Source organism: Azohydromonas sediminis (assembly GCF_003574675.1).
In the GTDB taxonomy this organism is placed as follows: domain Bacteria; phylum Pseudomonadota; class Gammaproteobacteria; order Burkholderiales; family Burkholderiaceae_C; genus Calidifontimicrobium; species Calidifontimicrobium sediminis.
In genome coordinates this window covers 31678-54263 of the sequence record NZ_QOAZ01000011.1, presented here as the reverse complement: position 1 = coordinate 54263, position 22586 = coordinate 31678, and the positions used below count along the sequence as shown (strand labels likewise).

Annotated in this window: 22 protein-coding genes; 11 read left to right on the top strand and 11 right to left on the bottom strand. The window is 72.0% G+C overall.

Annotated features, from left to right (window positions below):
- Nucleotides 1-384: 384 nt before the first annotated feature.
- Nucleotides 385-2706 carry a penicillin-binding protein 1A gene (locus tag DRV96_RS08265; RefSeq protein ID WP_119289794.1) on the top strand — a complete coding sequence of 774 codons (2322 nt, stop codon included), beginning with the start codon at nucleotides 385-387 and terminating at the stop codon, nucleotides 2704-2706.
- A 27-nt stretch (nucleotides 2707-2733) separates the two neighbouring features.
- Here the strand turns inward: DRV96_RS08265 and cyaY are convergent, their stop codons facing one another.
- Nucleotides 2734-3084, bottom strand: a complete 351-nt coding sequence (gene cyaY, locus DRV96_RS08260) for an iron donor protein CyaY (protein ID WP_119289792.1) — start codon at nucleotides 3082-3084, stop codon at nucleotides 2734-2736.
- Nucleotides 3085-3103: 19 nt separating this feature from the next.
- Here cyaY and lptM point away from each other — a divergent pair, with 19 nt between their 5' ends.
- Entirely contained in the window at nucleotides 3104-3268 is a 165-nt protein-coding gene (gene lptM, locus DRV96_RS08255) for an LPS translocon maturation chaperone LptM (protein WP_210756998.1), read from the top strand.
- Nucleotides 3265-4536: a diaminopimelate decarboxylase gene (lysA, locus tag DRV96_RS08250; protein ID WP_119289788.1), complete on the top strand. Its 1272-nt coding sequence runs from the start codon at nucleotides 3265-3267 to the stop codon at nucleotides 4534-4536. The genes lptM and lysA overlap by 4 nt, the downstream gene beginning before the upstream one ends.
- Before the next feature lie 499 nt (nucleotides 4537-5035).
- Here the strand turns inward: lysA and DRV96_RS08245 are convergent, their stop codons facing one another.
- From DRV96_RS08245 to DRV96_RS08210, 8 genes are all read right to left on the bottom strand, one after another.
- Nucleotides 5036-6046: an ABC transporter ATP-binding protein gene (locus tag DRV96_RS08245; RefSeq protein WP_119289786.1), complete on the bottom strand. Its 1011-nt coding sequence runs from the start codon at nucleotides 6044-6046 to the stop codon at nucleotides 5036-5038.
- Nucleotides 6043-7020, bottom strand: a complete 978-nt coding sequence (locus DRV96_RS08240; protein WP_119289865.1) for an ABC transporter ATP-binding protein — start codon at nucleotides 7018-7020, stop codon at nucleotides 6043-6045. The genes DRV96_RS08245 and DRV96_RS08240 overlap by 4 nt, the downstream gene beginning before the upstream one ends.
- 76 nt (nucleotides 7021-7096) lie before the next feature.
- Nucleotides 7097-8008 (bottom strand): ABC transporter permease, encoded by a 912-nt coding sequence (locus DRV96_RS08235; RefSeq protein WP_119289784.1) that lies wholly within the window; start codon nucleotides 8006-8008, stop codon nucleotides 7097-7099.
- A 63-nt stretch (nucleotides 8009-8071) separates the two neighbouring features.
- On the bottom strand, nucleotides 8072-9640 hold the full coding sequence (locus DRV96_RS08230) for an ABC transporter substrate-binding protein (protein ID WP_119289782.1): 1569 nt from the start codon (nucleotides 9638-9640) through the stop codon (nucleotides 8072-8074).
- Nucleotides 9641-9665: 25 nt separating this feature from the next.
- A complete protein-coding gene (locus tag DRV96_RS08225; RefSeq protein WP_119289780.1) occupies nucleotides 9666-10649 on the bottom strand; it encodes an ABC transporter permease in 984 nt (327 codons plus the stop codon).
- Nucleotides 10650-10716: 67 nt separating this feature from the next.
- On the bottom strand, nucleotides 10717-10866 hold the full coding sequence (locus tag DRV96_RS08220) for a hypothetical protein (protein WP_162910983.1): 150 nt from the start codon (nucleotides 10864-10866) through the stop codon (nucleotides 10717-10719).
- Between the two features lie 203 nt (nucleotides 10867-11069).
- Nucleotides 11070-13250 (bottom strand): O-linked N-acetylglucosamine transferase, SPINDLY family protein, encoded by a 2181-nt coding sequence (locus tag DRV96_RS08215; protein WP_119289776.1) that lies wholly within the window; start codon nucleotides 13248-13250, stop codon nucleotides 11070-11072.
- 124 nt (nucleotides 13251-13374) lie between these two features.
- On the bottom strand, nucleotides 13375-14508 hold the full coding sequence (locus DRV96_RS08210; protein ID WP_119289774.1) for a porin: 1134 nt from the start codon (nucleotides 14506-14508) through the stop codon (nucleotides 13375-13377).
- A 246-nt stretch (nucleotides 14509-14754) separates the two neighbouring features.
- Between DRV96_RS08210 and coq7 the strand changes: the two genes are divergently transcribed.
- Complete coding sequence (coq7, locus tag DRV96_RS08205; protein ID WP_119289772.1) at nucleotides 14755-15393, top strand: 2-polyprenyl-3-methyl-6-methoxy-1,4-benzoquinone monooxygenase; 639 nt, start codon at nucleotides 14755-14757, stop codon at nucleotides 15391-15393.
- A 37-nt stretch (nucleotides 15394-15430) separates the two neighbouring features.
- On the opposite strand, the gene DRV96_RS08200 is transcribed toward coq7, so the two are convergent.
- Nucleotides 15431-15856: an OsmC family protein gene (locus DRV96_RS08200; RefSeq protein WP_119289770.1), complete on the bottom strand. Its 426-nt coding sequence runs from the start codon at nucleotides 15854-15856 to the stop codon at nucleotides 15431-15433.
- A 311-nt stretch (nucleotides 15857-16167) separates the two neighbouring features.
- On the opposite strand from DRV96_RS08200, the gene ilvA reads away from it, so the two are divergent.
- Both ilvA and DRV96_RS08190 read left to right on the top strand, forming a co-directional pair.
- Nucleotides 16168-17739 (top strand): threonine ammonia-lyase, biosynthetic, encoded by a 1572-nt coding sequence (gene ilvA, locus DRV96_RS08195; RefSeq protein WP_119289768.1) that lies wholly within the window; start codon nucleotides 16168-16170, stop codon nucleotides 17737-17739.
- 33 nt (nucleotides 17740-17772) lie between these two features.
- Entirely contained in the window at nucleotides 17773-18861 is a 1089-nt protein-coding gene (locus DRV96_RS08190; protein ID WP_119289766.1) for a nicotinate-nucleotide--dimethylbenzimidazole phosphoribosyltransferase, read from the top strand.
- A 121-nt stretch (nucleotides 18862-18982) separates the two neighbouring features.
- Here the strand turns inward: DRV96_RS08190 and DRV96_RS08185 are convergent, their stop codons facing one another.
- Nucleotides 18983-19573 (bottom strand): type II secretion system protein N, encoded by a 591-nt coding sequence (locus DRV96_RS08185; protein ID WP_119289764.1) that lies wholly within the window; start codon nucleotides 19571-19573, stop codon nucleotides 18983-18985.
- Nucleotides 19574-19628: 55 nt separating this feature from the next.
- Between DRV96_RS08185 and gspG the strand changes: the two genes are divergently transcribed.
- The 5 genes from gspG to gspK are packed head-to-tail and all read left to right on the top strand — an operon-like array spanning nucleotide 19629 to nucleotide 22576.
- Nucleotides 19629-20096, top strand: coding sequence for a type II secretion system major pseudopilin GspG (gene gspG, locus DRV96_RS08180; protein WP_119289762.1), 468 nt, complete (start codon nucleotides 19629-19631; stop codon nucleotides 20094-20096).
- Nucleotides 20097-20123: 27 nt separating this feature from the next.
- Nucleotides 20124-20570, top strand: coding sequence for a pilus assembly FimT family protein (locus DRV96_RS08175; RefSeq protein WP_119289760.1), 447 nt, complete (start codon nucleotides 20124-20126; stop codon nucleotides 20568-20570).
- Complete coding sequence (gspI, locus tag DRV96_RS08170; protein ID WP_119289758.1) at nucleotides 20567-20950, top strand: type II secretion system minor pseudopilin GspI; 384 nt, start codon at nucleotides 20567-20569, stop codon at nucleotides 20948-20950. The genes DRV96_RS08175 and gspI overlap by 4 nt, the downstream gene beginning before the upstream one ends.
- A 1-nt stretch (nucleotide 20951) precedes the next feature.
- Nucleotides 20952-21617, top strand: coding sequence for a prepilin-type N-terminal cleavage/methylation domain-containing protein (locus DRV96_RS08165; RefSeq protein ID WP_119289756.1), 666 nt, complete (start codon nucleotides 20952-20954; stop codon nucleotides 21615-21617).
- Nucleotides 21614-22576 carry a type II secretion system minor pseudopilin GspK gene (gene gspK / locus DRV96_RS08160; RefSeq protein ID WP_119289754.1) on the top strand — a complete coding sequence of 321 codons (963 nt, stop codon included), beginning with the start codon at nucleotides 21614-21616 and terminating at the stop codon, nucleotides 22574-22576. Before DRV96_RS08165 ends, gspK begins: the two co-directional genes overlap by 4 nt.
- Nucleotides 22577-22586: the final 10 nt, after the last annotated feature.

Below are 22586 nucleotides of genomic sequence, written 5' to 3'. Positions count from 1 at the left end.
GCCGCAGACCCGTTATCGGCACCGAAGCGCGGCCCCTGGAGCCACCGTCGCTGGGCCAACTGTCTTAATAAGTTACTTCCATGCTAGCAGCAAAGCCCGTGTGCGAAGGGCGAAAAGACGGGCACCTGGCGCCCATCTCATCTCGTTGCACCCCGCCGACGCCTGCCGGCCACGCTGCGTGCGTGTGACAGCATCGGCCATCGCGGCCTTGGCGGCACGGCGGCGTTCGCGGCACACTTCACGCGGCCGCAGGTTTCCTGGCCCCGATTCCTATAATCGGCGGTCCGTTGCGGCACCGTGATGGCGCCTCGGCGCCACGCGCGGCGGTGACGGCCCGGACGGCACACCGCCGGCTGCGCCCGCCCGCCCCTTACGTCTCGTTTCGTGCCCAACATCGCCGTTTCGAAGTCCTGGCTGCTCAAGGCCCTGGTGTGGGCCGTCGGCGGCGCCGTCGCGGCGGTGCTGTCGGCCGGTGCGCTGGTGGCCATCGCGCTGGCGTTCGCGTACCCGAACCTGCCGCCGATCGACAGCCTGACGGACTACCGTCCCAAGCTGCCGCTACGCGTGTTCTCCTCGGACGGCATGCTGCTGGCCGAATTCGGCGAGGAGCGGCGCACCTTCACGCCGATCGCGCAGATCCCCCTCGTGATGCGCCACGCGGTGCTCGCCGTCGAGGACGCGCGCTTCTACGAGCACGAGGGCGTCGACATCCTGGGCATCGTGCGCGCCGGCCTGGCCAACGTCGGCGAGGCCAAGAGCCAGGGCGGCTCGACGATCACGATGCAGGTCGCGCGCAACTTCTACCTGTCGTCCGAGAAGACGTTCACGCGCAAGATCTACGAGATCCTGCTGGCCCTGAAGATCGAAACGCAGCTCTCGAAGGACCAGATCCTCGAGGTCTACATGAACCAGATCTTCCTCGGCCAGCGCGCCTACGGCTTCGCCGCCGCGGCGCAAACCTATTTCGGCAAGCCGCTGGCCGAGCTGACCACCGCCGAGGCGGCACTGCTCGCCGGCCTGCCGAAGGCGCCATCGGCGTACAACCCGTTCGCCAACCCGCAGCGCGCGCTGCAGCGCCAGCGCTACATCCTCGACCGCATGCTCGAGGTCGGCTTCATCGACGAGGCCGAGCACGCCAGGGCGCGCGCGCAGGAATTGCGCTACCGCCGCCCGTCGGAGGTGCGCGTGCACGCCGAGCACGCCGCCGAGACCGCGCGCCAGCTCGTGTTCGCCCAGTACGGCGAAGAGGCCTACACGCGCGGGCTGAACGTGACGCTGACGATCGACACCGGCGACCAGACGGCCGCGTTCCGCGCGCTGCGCGATGGTCTGATGGCGTTCGAGCGCCGCCAGCACTTCCGCGGGCCCGAGGCCTACGTCGACCTGCCCGCCGACCCGGCCGCACTCGACCTGCGCATCGCCGAGGCGCTGGCCGACCACCCGGACAACGACGAGCTGCGCGCCGTCGTCGTGCTCGAGGCGTCGCCGCAACGCGTCGTCGCGGCGCTGCAGTCGGGCGAGACGATCACCGTCACCGGTGCCGGGCTCAAGCCGGTCGAATCGGGGCTGTCGGCCAAGGCACCGCCGAACAAGCAGATCCGCCGCGGCGCCGTCGTGCGTGCGGTGCGGCTGGCCAACGGCAGCTGGACACTCACGCAGATGCCCGAGGTCGAGGCCGCATTCGTCGCGCTCGAGCCGAAGACGGGACACGTGCGCGCGATGGTCGGCGGCTTCGACTTCCGCAAGAGCGCGTTCAACCGCGTCACGCAGGGCTGGCGCCAGCCGGGCTCGAGCTTCAAGCCTTTCATCTACTCCGCCGCGCTCGAGCACGGCGTGACGCCGACCACCATCGTCAACGACGCGCCGCTGTTCTTCGACGCCGCCACCACCGGCAGCCAGCCGTGGGAGCCGAAGAACTACGACGGCAAGTTCGAGGGCCCGATGCCGCTGCGCACGGCGCTGGCGAAGTCGAAGAACATGGTCTCGATCCGGCTTTTGCAGGCCATCGGTCCGCAGACGGCGCAGGACTGGATCGTGCGCTTCGGCTTCGACCGCGACAAGCACCCGCCGTACCTGACGATGGCGCTGGGCGCCGGCAGCGTGACGCCGCTGCAGATGGCCACCGCCTACGCCGTGTTCGCCAACGGCGGCTACCGCGTGCCGCCGACGCTGATCCAGCGCATCACCGACTCGCGCGGGCGCGTGCTGTTCGAGGCCGAGCCGCCGGTGCTCGACCCGAGCACGCGCGTGATCGACGAGCGCAACGCGTTCGTGATGACGAGCCTGCTGCAGGAAGTCACGCGCAGCGGCACCGCCGCGCGTGCGCAGGCCACGCTCAAGCGCCCCGACCTGTACGGCAAGACGGGCACCACCAACGACTCGATGGACGCCTGGTTCGCCGGCTGGCAGGCCAACCTCGTCGCGGTGGCCTGGGTCGGCTACGACACGCCGCGCAAGCTCGGCGACCGCGAAACCGGCGGCGGGCTGGCGCTGCCGATCTGGATCGACTACATGGCCTACGCCCTCAAGGGCGTGCCGGTGCAGGAGCCCACGCCGCCCGAGGGCGTCGTGCACAGCGGTGGCGACTGGGCCTATGCCGAGTTCGCCGACGGCGCCGGCATCCGCGCCATCGGGCTCGAAGACGCGCTGCCGCCGACGCCCACCGAAGACGAGCGGCGCGGCATCCTCGACCTGTTCCGGCGCTGAACCGGCGCGGCTCGCGCCGGCCGACCGTCAGGGCGCGACGCGCAGCGGCCGACCCGCGTACTCGCTTGCGCAGTCCGACAGCACGGCGAAGAACTCGCGCCCCTCGCGGTCGATCCACGCGCCGCCGGCGTGGTGGAAGTGGTAACCCTGGCGCGCGGCGAGCCAGATCTCGTGCAGCGGCGGCTGCGTGTTGATGACGATCTTGCGCCCGCCCGGGAACACGAGCTCGAGCAGGCCACCGGTGCGCTGCGTGTCGACGTCGATCACGTCGTCCTGCAGCCAGCGGTCGGCCGCGGCCTCGACGGTGGCCAGCACGGCGGCGCTCAGTCGGTCGTACTCGCTGTCGGTCAGCGGCGTGGCGGCAGGGACGGAAGCCATGGTCGATAGAATTCGCGCGATGAACGAAACCCGTCGGCGCAGTGTATCGGCGACCTCGATGCCCCTGCGGCCGACGGCGCTGATCGCGCTGGTCGCCGCAGCCGCGGCGCTCGCCGGCTGCGGCCAGAAGGGCGACCTGTACCTGCCGCCGCCCGACAAGGCCGCCTCGGCCCCCGCACGATGACGCTGCCCGGCGCGCCCTGGCTGCAGCGCCGCGGCCGTTCGCTGTGGCTCGACGGCGTCGAGCTCGACGCGCTGGCGCGCACGCACGGCACGCCGCTGTACGTCTACGCGAAGCGCGCGATCGTCGCCGCCGCCGAGGCTTACCACCGTGCCCTCGCGGGCCGCGCACACCTGCTGTGCTACGCGATGAAGGCCAACTCGAACCTGGCCGTGCTGCACACGCTGGCGCGCGCGGGCTGCGGGTTCGACATCGTCTCGGTGGGCGAGCTCGAGCGCGTGCTGGCCGCGGGCGGCGACGCGGGCCAGGTCGTGTTCTCGGGCGTCGGCAAGACGCGCGCCGAGATGGCGCGCGCGCTCGAGGCGGGCGTGCGCTGCTTCAACGTCGAGAGCCGCGCCGAGCTCGAGCGTCTCGACGAGGTCGCGCGCGCGCACGGCGTGCGCGCGCCGGTGAGCCTGCGCGTGAACCCCGACGTCGACGCGAAGACGCACCCGTACATCTCGACCGGGCTGCGCGACAACAAGTTCGGCATCGCGCACGACGAGGCGCTCGCCGCGTACCGCGACGCGGCCGCACGGGCGGGCCTGCAGGTGGTCGGCATCGACTGCCACATCGGCTCGCAGATCACCGAAGTCGCACCGTATCTCGACGCGCTCGACCGCGTGCTCGACCTGGTCGAAGCCGTCGAAGCCGAGGGCATCGCGCTGCACCACCTCGATCTCGGCGGCGGCCTGGGCATCACCTACACCGACGAGAGCCCGCCCACACCCGACGCGCTGGTGCGCGCGCTGCTCGCGCGGCTCGACGCGCGCGGCCACGCGCAGCGCGAGCTGCTGCTCGAGCCGGGCCGCTCGCTGGTGGGCAACGCCGGCGTGCTGCTGACCGAGGTGCAGTACCTCAAGCCCGGCGCGCACAAGAACTTCTGCATCGTCGACGCGGCGATGAACGACCTCGTGCGCCCGGCGATGTACGAGGCCTGGATGGCGATCGTGCCCTGCGTCGAGCGCGACGCCGCGCCGCGGACCTGGGACGTCGTCGGCCCGGTGTGCGAGTCGGGCGACTGGCTCGGCCGCGACCGCGTGCTCGCGGTCGCGGCCGGCGACGTGCTCGCCGTGCTGTCGGCCGGCGCCTACGGCATGGCGATGGCGAGCAACTACAACAGCCGCCCGCGCGCCGCCGAGGTGATGGTCGACGGCGACCGCGCCTTCGTCGTGCGCGAGCGCGAGACGGTGCGCGCGCTGTTCGCCGGTGAGCACCTGCTGCCCGGCTGATTCGGCCTGTCTGCAGAGGTCGTGGCGACAGGGCGACGGCGGTACCTGCGTTCTCCGGCCCACCTCGCGCGGACAGGTCGCGGCATGCGAGGGTCGGCACGATCGACCCCCAACCGTGCCGTGCTCGGGCTGGCGCAAGCGCGAATGGGGCCTGCGCCCGCAGGTACCCCCATCGCCCTGCTCTCCACTGTGGTCAGCCTGCACGCGCGCGCAGTGCGCCATCGTTGGGACGGCGCGCGGCACGGGTGTGCGGGCGCAGGCCCCATTCGCGCCCGCCGCCCAGCGTGGCAGGACCGCGACGGGCCGGACGGCACGACGGCGTGCAGTGCGCCGACGCTGCCGCGCGAGTTGGGCCGGAGAACGCATGCCCGCGCCGCGTGCCACGCGCCCACCTGCGCAGTCGACCAGATGCGAGGAACCGCCACGGGTCGATTCCGCCCGTCAAACCCCTGTGGGCTGGGCCCCGCGACGGCCAGCCGGCGCAGGCCGAGGCCCGGCGTCAGATCCGCCCTTCCTCAACGGCGTGGCAGGCCACTTGCACGCCCTTGAACGTCGTCAGCGCCGGCCGCTCGCGGCGGCAGCGCGCGTCGGCGTGTGGGCAGCGCGGGTGGAACGCGCAGCCGCTCGGCGGGTTCAGCGGGTTGGGCACCTCGCCTTGCACCGGCGTGCGCGCGCGGCCCGTCATGTGGATGTCGGGGATCGCGTCGAGCAGCATGCGCGTGTACGGGTGGCGCGGCGCGGCGAACAGCTCGCGCTTGGGTGCCAGCTCGACGAGCCGCCCGAGGTACATCACGCCGACCTCGTCGGCCACGTGACGCACCACCGCCAGGTTGTGCGAGATGAACAGGTAGGTCAGCTGCCGCTCGCGCTGCAGGTCCTTCATGATGTTGAGGACCTGCGCCTGCACCGACACGTCGAGTGCCGAGGTCGGCTCGTCGCAGACGAGGAACTCGGGCCCGGTGGCCAGCGCGCGCGCGATCGACACGCGCTGGCGCTGCCCGCCCGAGAACTGGTGCGGGAACTTCTCGCAGTCGGCCGCGGCCAGTCCGACCGACTGCAGCAGCCCGACGACGCGCTCGTGGATCGCCGCGTCGCCCTTGACCAGCCCGTGCTCGCGCAGCGGCTCGGCGACGATGTCGAGCACCTTCCAGCGCGGGTTCAGGCTCGCGTACGGGTCCTGGAAGATCATCTGCATGCGCCGGCGCAGCATGCGCAGCGCCGCGCCGTCGAGCGACGCGGTGTCGGCGCCGTCGAAGTACACGCTGCCGCGCGTGGGCGCATACAGCCCCACGAGCAGCCGCGCGACGGTGCTCTTGCCGCAGCCCGACTCGCCCACCAGCGCCAGCGTGCGGCCGCGCGCGATCGCGAAGCTCACGCCGTCGACGGCGTGCACGAACTGGCGCGGCTTGCGCTCGACGACGCGGCTGAGCCACGGTGCCGAGACGTCGAACACCTTGGCCAGGTCGCGCACCTCGACGAGTATGCGGGTGTCTTGGGCCACGGCGCTCACGCCCCTGCTCCCGGCACGTGCAGCCAGCACGCCGCGCGCGTCGCGCCGGCCGGCATCAGCTCGGGGCGCTCGCGGCGGCAGCGCTCGAACGCCTTCGGGCAGCGCGGGTTGAACGCGCAGCCCGCGGGGATTGCGTTCAGCCGCGGCATCGCGCCGTCGATCTGCGCGAGCCGCTCGCGCCCGTCGTCCATCGCCGGGATCGAGCCCATCAGGCCCTCGGTGTACGGATGGTTCGGGCGGTGGATCACGTCGTGCACCGGGCCGATCTCGACGATGCGCCCGGCGTACATCACCGCGACGCGGTCGCAGGTCTCGGCGATCACGCCCATGTCGTGCGTGACGAGCATCACCGCCGCGCCGTGCTCCTTGCACAGGCGCTTGAGCAGCGCAATGATCTGCGCCTGGATCGACACGTCGAGCGCCGTCGTCGGTTCGTCGGCGACGATCAGCCGCGGCTCGGCGGCCAGCGCGAGCGCGATCACGACGCGCTGGCGCATGCCGCCGCTGAACTGGTGCGGGTAGTGGTCGATGCGCTGCTCGGCGGCCGGGATCCCGGTCTCCTGCAGCAGCCGGATCGCGCGCTGCCGCGCCTCGGCCGCCGACACCGGCAGGTGCGTGCGGATCGTCTCGACGAGCTGGCGGCCCACCGTGTACAGCGGGTTCAGCGACGTCAGCGGGTCCTGGAAGATGGCGCCGATCCTGCGCCCGCGGATCGCGCGCATCTGCTCGTGCGGCAGGTCGTCGATGCGCTGCCCCTCGAGGCGGATCTCGCCGCCGGCGATGCGCCCCGGCGGCTCGAGCAGGCCGATGATCGACGCGCCGGTCAGGCTCTTGCCCGCCCCCGACTCGCCGACGACGCCGAGGATCTCGCCCGGCGCGATCGTGAACGACACGTCGTCGAGCGCGAGCAGCGTGCCGCGGCGCGTCGGGAACTCGACGCGCAGGTGGCGCACCTCGAGCAGCGGCGGCTTCATCGGCACCCGCCACACCGCCGCGCGGGCGCCGCGGCCCGCCGGGGCGACACCGAACGAAGGAAGGTCGCCACCACGTTCACCGCAGCCGGGGGTTCAGCGCGTCGCGCAGCCAGTCGCCGAGCAGGTTGACCGACAGCGCGATCAGCACCAGCACGGCGCCGGGGAAGACGGTGATCCACCACTCGCCCGAGAACAGGAAGTCGTTGCCGACGCGGATCAGCGTGCCCAGCGACGGCTGCGTCGGCGGCACGCCGACGCCGAGGAACGACAGCGTGGCCTCGATGATGATCGCCGAGGCGACCTGGATCGTCGCCAGCACCAGCACCGGGCCCATCACGTTGGGCAGCACGTGCCTGAGCATGATGCGCGCGGGCGCCACGCCGATCACGCGGGCGGCCTGCACGTACTCCTTGTGCCGCTCGACCAGCGTCGAGCCGCGCACGGTGCGCGCGTACTGCACCCAGCCCGACAGCGAGATCGCGAGGATCAGCACCGCGAAGGCCAGCGTCTCGTGCGCGTCGGGGAACATCGCGCGGCCGACGCCGTCGATCAGCAGCGCGATCAGGATCGCCGGGAACGACAGCATCACGTCGCACACGCGCATGATGAAGGCGTCGGTCTTGCCGCCGACGAAGCCCGACAGCAGCCCGAGCGACACGCCGATCACGACCGACAGCACGACCGACGCCAGCCCGACGAGCAGCGAGATGCGCGCGCCGTACATCAGCGCCGACAGGATGTCGCGCCCCTGGTCGTCGGTGCCGAGCAGGTACTTGGCGCGGCCCTCGTCCATCCACGCCGGCGGCAGCCGCGAGTCGGCGAGCTCGAGCGACGCGAGGTCGAACGGGTTGTGCGGTGCGACGACCTCGGCGAACAGCGCGCAGAACACGCAGACGAACGTGATCGCCGCGGCGGCGATCGCCACCGGCGAGGTGCGGAAGCTGTACCAGACGTCGCCGTCGAAGAAGCGGCGCAGCGCGGCTTGCATGGGAGCGGGACTTCACACGGCCGGTCCGCCCGCCGCACGCGGCGACGGGCGGACCCGCAGGACTCACTTCACGTGGATGTAGCGGAACGGCATGAAGTTGTCGGGCAGCTGCACGACCTCGACGTTCTTCTTCATGCCCCACGCCAGCGCCTGCTGGTGCAGCGGGATGTGGCCGATGTCGTCCTGGTGGATCTTGAACGCCTCGGCGATCATCGCGTTGCGCTTGGCCTGGTCGGTCTCGCTCTGGATCAGGTTGGTCAGCTCGTCGACGCGCCGATTGCTGTACGAGCCCAGATTGAACTGGCCCTGGCCCTTGTCGTTGGGCGTGTGCATCAGCGCGTTGAGCGGGTTGTGCGAGTCGTAGGTGCCCGGCGTCCAGCCCAGCAGGTAGAAGCTCGTGTCGCGGCGCAGGATCTTCGGGAAGTACGTCGCCTTGCTCTCGGCCTGCAGGTTGACCTTGACGCCGATGCGCGCGAGGTTCGCCGCCACCGCCTGGCAGATCTCGCCGTCGTTGACGTAGCGGTCGTTCGGGCAGTTCATGCCGACCTCGAAGCCGTTCGGGTAGCCGGCCTCGGCGAGCAGCTTGCGCGCCGCGTCGGGGTCGTACGGCAGGCGCTTGTTGAGCTCGGGCACGAAGCCCTTGATGCCCGGCGCGACCATCAGCCCCGTCGGTGTGGCCGCGCCGCGCATCACGCGGTTCTTGATCGTCTCGATGTCGATCGCCTGGTAGAAGGCCTGGCGCACCCGCTTGTCCTTGAACGGGTTCTTGCCCTTGACGCTGGACTGCAGCAGCTCGTCGCGCTTCTGGTCCATGCCGAGGAAGATCGTGCGCAGCTCGGGGCCCTGCATCACCTTCAGGTTCGGGTTCGCGGCGATGCGCGGCACGTCCTGCAGCGGCACCGGCTCCATCAGGTCGATCTCGCCCGACAGCAGCGCCGCGACGCGCGTCGCGTCGTTGCCGATCGGCGTGAAGATCACCTCGGTGACGTTGCCTTCGATCTTGCCCCAGTAGTTCGGGTTGCGCTGGAACGTCGTGCGCGTCGTCGGCTGGCGCTCGCGCAGGCGGAACGGGCCGGTGCCGTTGGCGCGGAAGCTCGCGGCGTTCTCGACGCCCTTGCGGCGGTCGACCGGCAGCTCGGCCTTGTTGTCCTCGCACCACTTCTTGCTCATGATGTACACGAGCGAGATCACGTCGGGCAGGATCGGGAACGGCGCCGTCGTCTCGATCTCGACGGTGTGCGCGTCGACCTTGCGCACCTCCTTGATCGACGCCGTGTAGCTCTTCATGTCGGAGCCCTCGCCGGCGGCGCGCCTGAACGAGAACACGACGTCGTCGGCGGTGAACGGCGTGCCGTCGTGGAACGTGACCCCCTTGCGCAGCTCGAAGCGCCACACGGTGGGCGAGGTCTGCCGCCACGCGGTGGCCAGCGCGGGCTTGAGCGCGAGCTTCTCGTCGCGCCCGACCAGCGGCTCGTAGACGTTGCCGGTCACGCTCAACTGCAGCGACTCGTTGAGCGAGTGCGGGTCCATCGACGTCGCGTCGCCCTGGTTGGCCACGCGCAGCGTGGCCGCCGACGCGGCGCCGAACGCCAGCGCGAGCGTGGCGGCGACGAGGGTGGTCTTGAGCTTCATGCAGATCTCCTGGGACGAAGTGCCGTCAGTGCGCGGCAGCGGTTGTCTCGATCCGCAGTCGCGGATCGACGGCGAAGTACAGCAGGTCGACGACGAGGTTGATGACGACGAAGATCAGCGCGATCAGGCACAGGTACGCGGCCATCACCGGGATGTCGGCGAACTGCACGGCCTGGATGAACAGCAGCCCCATGCCGGGCCACTGGAACACGGTCTCGGTGATGATCGCGAACGCGATCAGCGAGCCCAGCTGCAGCCCGGTGATCGTGATCACCGGCACCAGCGTGTTCTTCAGCGCGTGGCCGAAGTGCACCGCGCGGTCGGGCAGCCCGCGCGCACGCGCGAACTTGATGTAGTCGGTGCGCAGCACCTCGAGCATCTCGGCGCGCACCAGCCGCATGATCAGCGCGAGCTGGAAGATCGCCAGCGTGACCGCCGGCAGGATCAGGTGCTTCCAGCCGGCGGGCGTCAGCAGCCCGGTGGTCCACGCGCCGATCGCGACCACCTCGCCGCGGCCGAAGCTCGGCAGCACCTTGAGCTCGACGGCGAACACGAGGATCAGCAGGATGCCGATCAGGAAGGTCGGCAGCGACACGCCGAGCAGCGACGCCGCCATGGCTACTTGCGCACCGAAGCTGCCGCGCCGCAGCGCCGCGTACACGCCCAGCGGCACGCCGACCGCGAGCGCGAGCACCGCGGCGGCGAAGGCGAGCTCGATCGTCGCCGGGAAGCGCTCGACGATCAGCGCCGACACCTTGCGCCCCTGGCGCAGGCTCAGCCCGAACTCGCCTTGCACCGCGTTGCCGACGAAGCGCGCGAACTGCACGACGAACGGCTGGTCCAGCCCGAGGTCGGCGCGCAGCCGCTCGCGCTGCTCGGGCGTCGCGTCCTGGCCGAGCAGGTTGGTCACCGGGTCGCCGACGTACTGGAACAGCATGAAGGCGATGAAGGCCACCGTCAGCATCACGACGATGGCCTGCACCAGGCGGCGGAGGATGAACGCGAGCATCGGGGGCGGACTGTAGCGCGCCTGCAGGCGCGCAGCGGCGGGCCGGCCTTCGGGCCTCAGGGAACCTTCACGAGCCGCATGTCGATGCCATGGTCCGCGCGGTGCACGAACTCAGGCTGGCCTTCACCGCCCAGGCGATCGCCGGGTCGTGCCGCAGGATGTGGGAGACGTCCCGGTGGCCGAGCCGCAGCGCCGACTCGATCAGAGCGTCGTGCATCGCCGAGTCGGTGTCCTTCTCGATGCGGCCGCGAGCGTCGCGCCTGCCCAGAACATGACGCCCGCGCAAAGGCGCCGAAACTGCACCATGTCGATACCTCGAATGGGGTCGATACCCGAGTGTTGCAACGGGCGTGCCGCGTGTGAACGCGGGTCATCCCGGTTGCGCGGTGCACACCCGTCTTGCGCGCGGCCGCCGGCGCGTCAGTGGGTGCCTTCGGCTTCGTCGGCAACCACCACGGTGGCGTCGTCGTGAACCTTCAGGTGCACCGCAGGCAAACCGGCGCGGTGCCGCTCGACCATCGCGACGTAGGCCGCCTCGAGGTGGCGCGCGAACCGCTCGGCGTCGAACAGTGGCGCGCTCAGACGGTTCGCCGCCAGCCGCGCACGCAGCGCGTCGAGCTCGCCGCGGCGTTCGGTGGCCAGCGCCACCGCCAGCGCCTCGTAGTCGGCCCAGTTCTCGGTGACGAGTTCGGGCAGGCCCACCGCGCGCAGCAGGCTCGCGCCGACGCGGCTGGCGAACGAGCGGCCCATGCAGGTCAGCAGCGGCACACCGCCCCACAGCGCGTCGCTGGCGGTCGTGTGCGCGTTGTACGGCGCGGTGTCGAGGAACAGGTCGGCCAGCCGGTGGCGCGCGAGGTGCTCGGGCAGCGGCGCGCGCGGCGCGAACACGAGGCGCTGCGGGTCGACGCCGCGCGCCGCGGCCTCGCGCTTCAGGTTCGCCGCCGCGAGCGCGTTGTCCTCGAGCAGCCACAGCACGCTGGCCGGCACGCGCTGCAGGATGCGCATCCACACGTCGAACACCGCCGGCACGATCTTGTAGTTGTTGTTGAAGCAGCAGAACACGAAGCCCTCGGCCGGCAGGCCCACCGCTTCGCGCGTCGGCGTCGCCTCGGCGATCGCGCGCGTCGGGTCGTTGACCTGGTAGCTGTGCGGCAGCCACACGACCTTCTCGTCGTACCAGACCCGCTCGGGCGGCGGAATCACGGTGGCGTCGGCGACGACGTAGTCGATGAACGGGGCCCCCATCGTGCCGGGGTAGCCGAGGTACTGCACCTGCACCGGCGCCGGCCGCCCGGCGAAGATGCCGATGCGCTCGCCGCCCGTCGCACCCTTGAGGTCGACGGCGATGTCGATGCCCAGTTCGCGCGACAGCGCGACGACCTCGTCGTCGGTGCGCTCGCGCACGTCGACGAAACGGTCGACGGCGGCCACCAGCCGCTGGCGCATCGCGCCGTCCGACTCGGGACCGAACGAGAACGCGGTGAACTCGAAGCGCTGCCGGTCGTGCACCTCGAACAGCCGCGCCATCAGGAACATCGTCGCGTGGTCGTGGAAGTCGGCCGAGTAGTAGCCGATGCGGATCTTCCTCGGTCGCAGCTGCGGCTCCTGCATGGCCGCGCACACCGCTGCCGGGAACTGCCGCGATGCGATCCACGCACGTGCGGCGCGCTGATGAACTTCCGGTCGGTCGATCATGGACAGCAGCGAGAACGGCGTCGGCCCCTCCTCGACGCCGGCCTGCACCATGTCCACCAGCCGCCCCACATCTGCCGCCCAACCCGCCCAGTCGCACGTCATCATGCGCGCGCCGAGCCAGGTGGCAAGGAAACTTCCGTTGTCGGGCTCCAGTTGCGCCGCGCGACGATAGGCCTGCAGGGCCTCCTCGAGTCGCTTGAGCTCGCGCAGCACGTGCGCACGCTGCTCGTGCGCGTCCGCGTAATCCGGTTTGAGCATCACGGCCTGGTCGAGGTCGCGCAGCGCCTCAGCGAAGCGCCGGCGGTCGACCAGCAGCCGGCCACGGTTGTAGAACGGTTCGGCCAGACGCGAGTTCAGTGCGATGGCGCGGCTGTAGTCGGCCCATGCGGCGTCGAAGTGGCGCAACACGTGGTGCACGATGCCACGGTTGCCGTAGGCTGCGGCCCAGTCCGGCCGCAGCGCCAGGGCACGGTCGTAGCTGCCCAGCGCCTCGCGCGGCCGGTCGAGGCGCTTGAGCACGTTGCCGCGGTTGTACAGCGCGTCGGCGTGGTCCGGCTGCAGCGCCAATGCGCGCTCGTAGCTGGCCAGCGCCTCGTCGAGGCGGTCGAGCGCGAGCAGCGCGTTGCCCAGGTTGTTGTGCGCGGCAACGTGGCCCGGATCGCGGCGCAGCACGCGCTCGAAGAAGCCGATCGCACGCTGCGGCTCGCCGGCCTGCGCGGCGGCGACGCCGCTCAGGTGCAGCGCGTCGACGTGGTCGGGCTGCAGGCTCAGCATCTGCGCATAGAGCTGCGCGGCCTGCGCCAGCTGGCCGCGCTGGTGGCACTGCAGCGCCTGTTCGAACAGCACACGCAGGCGCGCCGCTTGCCAGCCGATGGGCGAGAAGGGGGGGGACGGACGGCGGTTCACAGCGGCGATTGTCGGGCGCCGTAGGCGGGAGCCGCGCGAGGCGGGCAAGAAAAAACCCGCCGTGCGGTGCACGGCGGGTTCCCAGATCGAACTTGGGTAGCTGACGCGGTGGTCAGCGCCCCAATCAGAACGTGTGGATGACGCCAGCGATCCAGTTCGTCTTCTTGTCGATCGCGCTGGTGTTCGTGCCGTCGTCCTCGGTGACACCGTAGTAGACGTACGCCGTCGTGCGCTTGCTCAGGCTGTACGTCGCGCCGAGCTGCCACTGGGTGTGGTCGCTGATCTTGGTGCCGGCGGTGTTTTCGGTGTTGCCCTGCCCGTACGTGGCCAGCACGGCGGCGGCGCCGAACGGCACGCGCACACCGACTTGCCAGGCCTTCAGGTCGTTGTCGCTGGCGTCTTCACCCATGTTGTAGGTGCCGGCCACGCGCGCGATGCCGAAGTCGTAGCTGGCGCCGATCTGCGTCAGCTTGGCGGTCGGCGACGTGTCGGCGGTGGCGAAGATCGGGGTCGCCGCCGTACCGGCCTCGGTGTCGGTCTTGTACTGCGTGTAGCCGACGCCGACGCTCAGCGGGCCCGAGGCCCATTGCGCCATCACGCCGAAGCGCTTCTCGTCCTTGTAGCCTTCGAGGTCGCTGCCGTACTCGTTCTGGTTGGCGCCCGCGCCGTACTGCAGGCGCAGCGTCAGGCCGCCGGCGATCTTCGGCGAGATGTAGCTGATGCCGTTGGCACGCCCGCCACCGATGGCCGCCAGACCGTAGGTGCGCGAGGTGTCGGCACCGTGCACGCCTTCCGAGCCGATGTTGTAGCCGGCCAGCGTCGACATCTCGTAGCCGACCGTGTACTGGTAGCCGAGGCGCACTTCACCGAAGCCACCGCTCAGCGCGACGAACGACTGGCGGTTCAGACTGGTCGACGAGCGGCCCGTCAGGCTCCAGTTCAGGTTGGTGTCGATCTGGTGGCCCGACGTCGACGTGCGCTGGTTCGTCAGCTGCTGGCTGGTCGGGCTGAAGCCCTGCTCGATCACGAAGCTGGCCTTCAGGCCGCCGCCCAGGTCTTCGGTGCCGCGGAAGCCGAAGCGGCTGCCGGCGATGGCGCCGTCCTGGATGCCGAGCGTCTTCGAGTCGCCGACCGTGTCGTCTTTCCAGCTCTTGCCGCCGTAGCCGATGTCGACGACGCCGTACAGCGTAACCGACGACTGCGCGAACGCGCCGCCCGCGACCAGCGCTGCGGCCAGGGCAATCAGGGATTTCTTCATTACCTATCTCCAGGGTTGAACGGGGGAAGTCCCGGTTCGGGGAACGATGCCCGCCTGCGCAGCGGGGTCGATCTGCGTAACCTCCGCAACGGGAAGTCGGGGCGTATTGCACCAGACGGGTTCGCCCGCGCGCTAGCGGGGAACCGTGAAGCAGCCCGACTTTGTTGCAGTGATACAACGCACTTACATGTGAGCATGCGCTCGCTTCTTTCGACTGTGAACCGTGTCACGCCGCGGCGATCGGCTATGCTCGGGGGCATGAGCTTCGCCGACGCCTTGCTGGTGGCCGCCGACAACGGATTGCGCACCCTCTTCGGGCGCGTGCACGCGTCGCGCCCGGCGCCCGCGGCGGGCGCTGCGGCACCCGAACTCGACGCCGACGAGCGCGAACTCGCCGGCGCGCTGATGCGCGTGAACCACGTCGGCGAGGTCTGCGCGCAGGCGCTGTACCAGGCGCAGGCGCTGACCGCGCGCTCGCCCGCGCTGCGCGCGCAGATGCAGCGCGCGGCGCGCGAGGAGACCGACCACCTCGCGTGGACGCAGCAGCGGCTGGACGAACTCGGCGACCACGCGAGCCGGCTCAACCCGCTGTGGTACGCCGGCGCGTTCGGCATCGGCCTGCTGGCCGGGCGCTTCGGCGACCGCGTGAGCCTGGGCTTCGTCGTCGAGACCGAGCGCCAGGTCGAGCAGCACCTGGCCGGGCACCTCGAGCGCCTGCCCGCGCGCGACACCGCGTCGCGCGCGATCGTCGAGCAGATGATGGTCGACGAGGCGCGCCACGCCGCCGACGCGCTGGCCGCCGGCGGCGCCGAGCTGCCGCTGCCGGTGCGGCTGCTGATGCGCGTCGCGGCGAAGGTGATGACGGTCACGGCGCACCGCGTCTGACGCGGCGTGCAGCGGCGTCGGATGCCGCTCGCGTCGTTCAGGCCGTCTCGACGATCTCGAAGCTGGTCACGATCTCGGCCGTCTTGGCCAGCATCGCGGTGGCCGAGCAGTACTTCTCGTGCGACAGCGCGATCGCACGCTCGACGGCCGCCGCGGGCAGCCCCTTGCCGCGCACGACGAAGTGCAGCGCGATGCGCGTGAACACCTTGGGGTCGGCGGCGGCGCGCTCGGCGCTCATCTTCACCTGGCAGCCGCGCACGTCGTGGCGGCCGCGCTTGAGGATCAGCACGACGTCGTAGGCCGTGCAGCCGCCGGCGCCGGCGAGCAGCGTCTCCATCGGCCGCGGCGCCAGGTTGCGCCCGCCGCCGTCGGGGGCGCCGTCCATCGCGAGCAGGTGGCCGCTGCCCGTCTCGGCGACGAAGGCCATGCCGCTGTCGGCGAGCCACTGAACCGTGCATTCCATGCGTGCGCTCCTGCACCACGACGGTGCCGGTGTTGCGAAAGCGTGGCATTGTGCACTGCGGCGACGGGCGTCTGGAGTGGTCACTCCAACGATGGCGCCATGGGCATATTGCAGCGCAACATCGCTCGCGCTAGACTACCACCAAGGTTTGGACGAGCGATCAAGCCTCGCAGGCTGCGCGACGCCGACCACCGGTTGTCTCCTCCACCTCCTTCAATGGTGGTTCGGGCCCGGGGCGCGAGCCCCGGGCTCTTTTTTTGTCGCGCCGGAGCGGCGGCTATCATCGCCGCCCCCACCGATTCGCCCACGCCATGGCTGGTGCCCGCCCCCGAGCCGACCGAGCGCCGCGCGCACCGCGCCGCGCGTCCAAAACCGCCCCCGACTACCTGCGCCGCATCCTCACGGCCAAGGTCTACGACGTCGCGATCGAGTCGCCGCTGGAGCCGGCGCGGTCGCTGTCGAAGCGGCTGCGCAACACGGTGCTGCTCAAGCGCGAGGACCAGCAGCCGGTGTTCAGCTTCAAGCTGCGCGGCGCGTACAACAAGATGGCGCACCTGGCACCCGAACAGCTCGCGCGCGGCGTGATCTGCGCGTCGGCCGGCAACCACGCGCAGGGCGTCGCGCTCGCGGCCAAGCGGCTGGGCTGCCGCGCCGAAATCGTGATGCCGGTGACGACGCCGCAGCTCAAGATCGACGCGGTGCGCGCGCTCGGCGGCCACGTCGTGCTGCACGGCGACAGCTACTCCGACGCCTATGCGCGCGCACTCGAGATCGAGCGCGAGCGCGGCCTGACCTTCGTGCATCCGTTCGACGACCCCGACGTGATCGCCGGCCAGGGCACGATCGGCATGGAGATCCTGCGCCAGCACCCGGGGCCGATCGACGCCGTGTTCGTCGCCATCGGCGGCGGCGGGCTGGTCTCGGGCGTGGCGGCGTACATCAAGGCGGTGCGCCCCGAGGTGCGCGTCATCGGCGTGCAGATGCGCGACTCCGACGCGATGCTGCGCTCGGTGCGCGCCGGCAAGCGCGTCGCGCTGCACGACGTCGGGCTGTTCTCCGACGGCACCGCGGTCAAGATGGTCGGCGAGGAGACGTTCCGCCTCGCGCGCGCGCTCGTCGACGACTACGTCGTCGTCGACACCGACGCGGTGTGCGCCGCGATCAAGGACGTGTTCGAGGACACGCGCAGCATCATGGAGCCGGCCGGGGCGCTGGGCGTGGCGGCGATCAAGCAGTACGTCGAGGCCACCGGCGCGCGGGACCAGACGCTGGTGGCGATCACCTGCGGCGCGAACATGAACTTCGACCGCCTGCGCTTCGTCGCCGAGCGCGCCGAGGTCGGCGAGCAGCGCGAGGCGCTGTTCGCGGTGACGATCCCCGAGGAGCGCGGCTCGTTCAAGCGCTTCTGCGCGCTGGTGGGCCCGCGCAACGTGACCGAGTTCAACTACCGCATCAGTGACGCAAAGGTCGCGCACGTGTTCGTCGGCGTCGCGACGCACGAGCGCGGCGAGGCGGCGCGCATCGCGGCGAACTTCGAGCGCCACGGATTCCCGACCGTCAACCTCACCGACGACGAGCTGGCCAAGCTGCACGTGCGCCACATGGTCGGCGGCCGTTCGGAACTCGCCCGCGACGAGCGGCTGTTCCGCTTCGTGTTCCCCGAGCGGCCCGGCGCGCTGATGAAGTTCCTCGCGGCGATGCACCCGGGCTGGAACATCAGCCTGTTCCACTACCGCAACCAGGGCGCCGACTACGGCCGCATCCTGGTCGGCATCCAGGTGCCGCGCGGCGACCGCCGCGCGCTGCGGCAGTTCCTCGACACGCTGGGCTACCCCTACGTCGACGAGACCGACAACCCGGTGTACCGCCTGTTCCTGCGCTGACGCGTCGCGCGGGGGCGCGCATACACTGGGGCCATGTCCGCCTCGCGCTCGCTCGTCGCCCCGACGTCGAACCCGCTGCTCGAACGCGCACTGCTCGACAAGCTGCACAAGCGCAGCCTGACGTGCGGCAGCTTCGGCGAGCTCGAGCCGCTGGCGGTGCGCCTCGGCCTGATCCAGAACACGCTCAAGCCGCGGCTGCGCGACCCGCAGGTGCTGCTGTTCGCGAGCGATCACGGGCTGGCCGTCGACGGCATCGCCGAGGCCGGGCGCAGCACGCGCGACCAGGTGCTGCAGGTGCTGCACGCGCGCTCGCCGCTGACGGTGTTCGCGCGCCAGCAGGGCATCGCGCTGACGGTCGTCGACGCCGGCGTCGCCGACCCGCTGCCGGCGCACGAGCTGCTGCTGGTGCGCAAGATCGCGCACGGCACGCGCAACGCGCGCGTGCACGCGGCGATGAGCCTCGAGCAGGCGCACGCGGCGATCCGCGCCGGCATGGAGATCGCCGAGGCGATGCCAGGCAACGTCGCGTTGTGCGCCGGCCTCGGCGTGGGCGCCGACGTCAGTGCCGCGCTGGTGCTCGCGCGCCTTTCGCAGGTGCCGCTGCGTCACCTGCTGTGGGCCGGCCCGACGATGACGGAGGCCACGCTGGCGCAGCTGCTGCTCGTCGCGCAGAGTGCGCAGGGGCGCCACCGCGGCGTCGCCGAGCCGGTCGAGGTGCTGGCCGCGTTCGGGGGCTTCGAGATCGCGATGCTCGCCGGCCTGATGCTCGCGGTGGCCGCCAAGCGCCAGCTGCTGCTCGTCGACGGCATGGCGGCCTGCGCGGCGCTGCGCGTCGCGCAGCGCATCGCAGCGCCGGTCACCGACTACTGCGTGTTCTGCCGCAGCCACGGCCGCCAGAACCTCGACCACGCGCTGGGCGTGTTCCACGCGAGCGCGCTGCTCGAGCTGGGCATGGACAGCATCGACGGCACCGGCGCGACGCTCGCGTGGCCGCTGGTCAAGTCGGCCGCCGCGCTGCTGACCGACGTCGCCGAAGGCGACGAGCCCGGCCCGTCGCGCCCGGCCGCGCTCGATGCCGCGCCGGCCGCCATCCCCGCCACCGCCGGCGACTCGGTACGCTGAGCGCCGCGGCTCACGGCCTGCCGGTGCAGGCCGGGACGGCGCGAAGAGGCCGAGCTCTGCGAGGCCGCGGCCTGCAGGGCTGAGCGCCGCGGCCGTCAATCGGCCGGCCCGCGCCGGCGGTTCAGTCGTTGCTCGGCGGTTCGTCGCCCGCTGGCGGCGCCGGCGCAGGGGCAGCGACAGCCGGCGGACGCGGCAGCATCCCGGGCATCGGCGCCGGCGGCGGCATCGCGCCGGCGCGTGCCGGCGGCAGCGCGCCGGTGGCGGGCGGCGGCAGCGCCGGCAGTTCGAGTTCGACCGTCGCGGTGCCGTCGCGCGGCCCGAGCGACGCGCCGCGCCGGTGCACGGCCCGCAGCACGGTCTGCCCATCGACGACGGCGCCGACGCGAAACGCGCGCGCGGGCTTGTCGTCGACGGCGATCAGCGCGACGCCGTCGCGGTCGGACGGCGTCTTCGGTGCAACGACGCCGAACAGGCGAAAGCGCGACGCCGAAGCCGGCTCGACCGCCCCGTCGGCGTCGCCGTCGTCGGTCGCTGCGGCCTGCGGCGGCTCGCCGAGCACGCGCGACCAGTCGCCGCGCATCGCCGCGGCGGGGCCCACCGGCGTCGTGAACGACGGCGCGCGCGGCGCCTCGACGCCCAGGCGCAGCGCCCAGAACACCGTACTCGCGCCCACGGCGCCCCAGCTCACGAACGCAAACAGGCGGGTCATCATCGGCGTCTATTATTGAGAAGTTCCGTTCACGCCCGCTGCCGGGTTCCCGCGCGCCATGCCCCCGCCCCCCCAACCCCGCCCCGCCCGCGACTTGCCTGCCGTTGCGCGCCGCCGCGCCGCGGCGGGCTTCACGCTGATCGAGCTGATGGTGGTGCTCGTCATCATCGGCGTGCTCGCCGCGCTGATCGTGCCCAACGTGCTCGACCGCGCCGACGACGCGCGCGTGACCGCCGCGCGCACCGACGTCAACAACCTGATGCAGGCGCTCAAGCTGTACCGCCTCGACAACCAGCGCTACCCGACCGCCGAGCAGGGGCTCGACGCGCTGGTGCGCCGGCCCACCACCGGCCCGATCCCGCCGAACTGGAAGCCCTACGTCGAGAAGCTGCCCAACGACCCCTGGGGCCGCCCGTACCAGTACCTGAACCCCGGGGTGCGCGGCGAGATCGACGTCTTCAGCTTCGGCGCCGACGGACAGCCCGGCGGCGAAGGCAAGGACGCCGACATCGGGTTCTGGCAGTAGCGCCGCGCGCTGGCGCGACGACCCGTGATGCGCGTCCAACGCGGGTTCACGCTGATCGAGCTGATGGTGGTGGTCGCGCTGGTCGCGATCAGCGCCGGCGCGATCGCGCTCGCGCTGCGCGACAGCGCCGCCGACCGCCTCGAGCGCGAGGGCGCGCGGCTGGCCGCGCTGCTCGAGTCGGCGCGCGCCGAGGCGCGCGCCACCGGCGTGCCGGTGCGCTTCGAGCTGGCGGCCGCCGACGACCCGTCGGGCGCGCACTTTCGCTTCGTCGGCCTGCCGTCGGCGACGCCGCTGCCGTCGCGCTGGCTCGACGCCGACGTCGGCGCGCAGATCGTCGGCGCGCGCGCGCTCGTGCTCGGCCCCGAGCCGCTGCTGCCGCCGCAGGCCATCGTGCTGCGGCTGGGCGCGCAGCGGCTGACGCTGGCCACCGACGGGCTCGCGCCGTTCGCGCCGTCGGCGCCGGTCACGCCATGACCTCGGCGGCACGCCACCGCCGCCGCGGCGCTGCAGGGTTCACGCTCGTCGAGACGCTGGTCGCGCTGGCCATCGTCGCGATCACGCTCGGCGCCGGCCTGAAGGCCGCCGGCGCGCTGAGCGGCAACACGCAGCGGCTCGTCGACGTGACCGCGGCGCAGTGGTGTGCCGACAACCGGCTGACCGAGCTGAAGCTCGCGCGCCAGTTCCCCGGCATCGGCGACAGCGACTTCGCGTGCGAGCAGCTCGGCCGTACCTACGCCGGGCGGCTCGAGGTGCGCGCGACGCCGAACCCCAATTTCCGCCGCGTCGATGCCCGCATCGCCGACGAGGCCGGGCAGCCGCTGCTGACGCTGTCGACGGTGCTGCCGCGCTTTTGAGATGGCCCGTCTTCACAGCGACTTCGGCCCACCGCGCCGCCGCGGTACGCGCGGCTTCACGCTCGTCGAGGTGCTCGTCGCGCTCGTCGTGATGGCGGTGCTCAGCGCGCTGGCGTGGCGCGGCGTCGACGGCATGGCGCGCGCGCGCGAGGTCAACGCCGAACAGACGCAGCGTATCCTGCGCCTCGACACGGTGCTCGCGCAGTGGGCGCACGACCTGCAGGCGGTGCGCGAGGTCGGCGTCGTGCCCGCGCTGGCCTTCGACGGCGCGTCGCTGCGGCTCGTGCGCGACGCCGGCGACGGCGTGCAGCTCGTCGTGTGGGCGCTGCGCGGCACGACGCTGACGCGCTGGGCCGGCCCCGTCGTCACGCGCGTGGGCGAGCTGCAGGACAGCTGGCTGCGCTCGCTGCAGCTGCTGGGCAACGAGCCGGGGCAGCTGCGCGCGCTCGACGGCGTGGCCACGCTGCAGGTCTTCTTCTTCCGCCGCAACGGCTGGAGCAACGCGCAGTCCAGCGGCGACGTCGCCGCGCCGGGAACCGCGCCGGCCGGTGCCGCCACCGAGGAACTGCCCGGCGGCGTGCGCATCGTGCTCGCGCTCGACGCCGCGTCGGGGTGGACCGGCACGCTCACGCGCGACGTCGCGCTCGGCCCTCAGACGCCGCAATGAACGCGCCGCACCACGCCGTCCCCCGCTGGCGTCCGCGCCCGCAGCGCGGCGCCGCGTTGCTGGTGGCGATGCTGATCCTCAGCGTCGTCGCGACGCTCGCCGCCGGGATGGTCTGGCAGCAGTGGCGTGCGGTGCAGGTCGAGGCGGCCGAGCGTGCGCGCACGCAAGCGGCGTGGATCCTCAACGGGGCGCTCGACTGGGCGCGGCTGATCCTGCGCGAGGACGGCCGCGACGGTGGCGCCGACCACCTCGGCGAGCCGTGGGCCGTGCCGCTGGCCGAGGCGCGGCTGTCGACCTTCCTCGCGGTGGACCGCGATGCGACGACCGACGACGGCCCCGAGGCCTTTCTCGCCGGCGCCATCACCGACGCGCAGGCGCGCTACAACCTGCGCAACCTCGTCGTGCAGGGCCAGGTCGTGCCGGCGCAGCTGCGCGTGCTGCAGCGCCTGTGCGAGGCGGCGGGGCTGCCGGCCTCGGTGGCCGAGCAGATCGCCGCCGGGCTGCGCGCCGCGTGGAGCGACAGCGCCGACGCCGACGCGCCGCTCGCGCCGCGCCACGTCGCCGAGCTGCGCTGGCTCGGCGTGTCCGACGACGCGGTGCAGCGTCTGGCCCCGTGGCTGACGCTGCTGCCGGCGGCCACGCCGGTCAACCTGAACACGGCGCCGCGCGAGGTGCTGGTGGCCGTGCTCGAGGGGCTGGACGCCGCCAGCGCCGAGCGCCTCGTGCAGGCGCGCGACCGCAGCCCGTTTCGCAGCGTCGAACAGGCCAAGTCGGTGCTCGGCGCCGACTCGCCGGTGCGCTTCGACGGCACCGGCGTGACGACCGCCTACTTCGTCGTGCAGGGCCGCCTGCGGCTCGACGACCGCATCGTCGAGGAACGCTCGCTGGTGCAGCGCGCCGGGCGCGATGTCGTCGTGCTGCAGCGCGAGCGTGTCAACATGGTCGAGGCACCGCGGTGACCGCCGCCGC

Coding starts and splice junctions, on each gene's coding strand:
- cyaY (WP_119289792.1), bottom strand. CDS start 3,084: ATGGCTTCCGTCCCTGCCGCCACGCCGCTGACCGACAGCGAGTACGAC.
- lptM (WP_210756998.1), top strand. CDS start 3,104: ATGAACGAAACCCGTCGGCGCAGTGTATCGGCGACCTCGATGCCCCTG.
- lysA (WP_119289788.1), top strand. CDS start 3,265: ATGACGCTGCCCGGCGCGCCCTGGCTGCAGCGCCGCGGCCGTTCGCTG.
- DRV96_RS08240 (WP_119289865.1), bottom strand. CDS start 7,020: ATGAAGCCGCCGCTGCTCGAGGTGCGCCACCTGCGCGTCGAGTTCCCG.
- DRV96_RS08235 (WP_119289784.1), bottom strand. CDS start 8,008: ATGCAAGCCGCGCTGCGCCGCTTCTTCGACGGCGACGTCTGGTACAGC.
- DRV96_RS08230 (WP_119289782.1), bottom strand. CDS start 9,640: ATGAAGCTCAAGACCACCCTCGTCGCCGCCACGCTCGCGCTGGCGTTC.
- DRV96_RS08225 (WP_119289780.1), bottom strand. CDS start 10,649: ATGCTCGCGTTCATCCTCCGCCGCCTGGTGCAGGCCATCGTCGTGATG.
- DRV96_RS08220 (WP_162910983.1), bottom strand. CDS start 10,866: ATGCACGACGCTCTGATCGAGTCGGCGCTGCGGCTCGGCCACCGGGAC.
- DRV96_RS08210 (WP_119289774.1), bottom strand. CDS start 14,508: ATGAAGAAATCCCTGATTGCCCTGGCCGCAGCGCTGGTCGCGGGCGGC.
- coq7 (WP_119289772.1), top strand. CDS start 14,755: ATGCTCGGGGGCATGAGCTTCGCCGACGCCTTGCTGGTGGCCGCCGAC.
- DRV96_RS08200 (WP_119289770.1), bottom strand. CDS start 15,856: ATGGAATGCACGGTTCAGTGGCTCGCCGACAGCGGCATGGCCTTCGTC.
- ilvA (WP_119289768.1), top strand. CDS start 16,168: ATGGCTGGTGCCCGCCCCCGAGCCGACCGAGCGCCGCGCGCACCGCGC.
- DRV96_RS08190 (WP_119289766.1), top strand. CDS start 17,773: ATGTCCGCCTCGCGCTCGCTCGTCGCCCCGACGTCGAACCCGCTGCTC.
- DRV96_RS08185 (WP_119289764.1), bottom strand. CDS start 19,573: ATGATGACCCGCCTGTTTGCGTTCGTGAGCTGGGGCGCCGTGGGCGCG.
- gspG (WP_119289762.1), top strand. CDS start 19,629: ATGCCCCCGCCCCCCCAACCCCGCCCCGCCCGCGACTTGCCTGCCGTT.
- DRV96_RS08175 (WP_119289760.1), top strand. CDS start 20,124: ATGCGCGTCCAACGCGGGTTCACGCTGATCGAGCTGATGGTGGTGGTC.
- gspI (WP_119289758.1), top strand. CDS start 20,567: ATGACCTCGGCGGCACGCCACCGCCGCCGCGGCGCTGCAGGGTTCACG.
- DRV96_RS08165 (WP_119289756.1), top strand. CDS start 20,952: ATGGCCCGTCTTCACAGCGACTTCGGCCCACCGCGCCGCCGCGGTACG.
- gspK (WP_119289754.1), top strand. CDS start 21,614: ATGAACGCGCCGCACCACGCCGTCCCCCGCTGGCGTCCGCGCCCGCAG.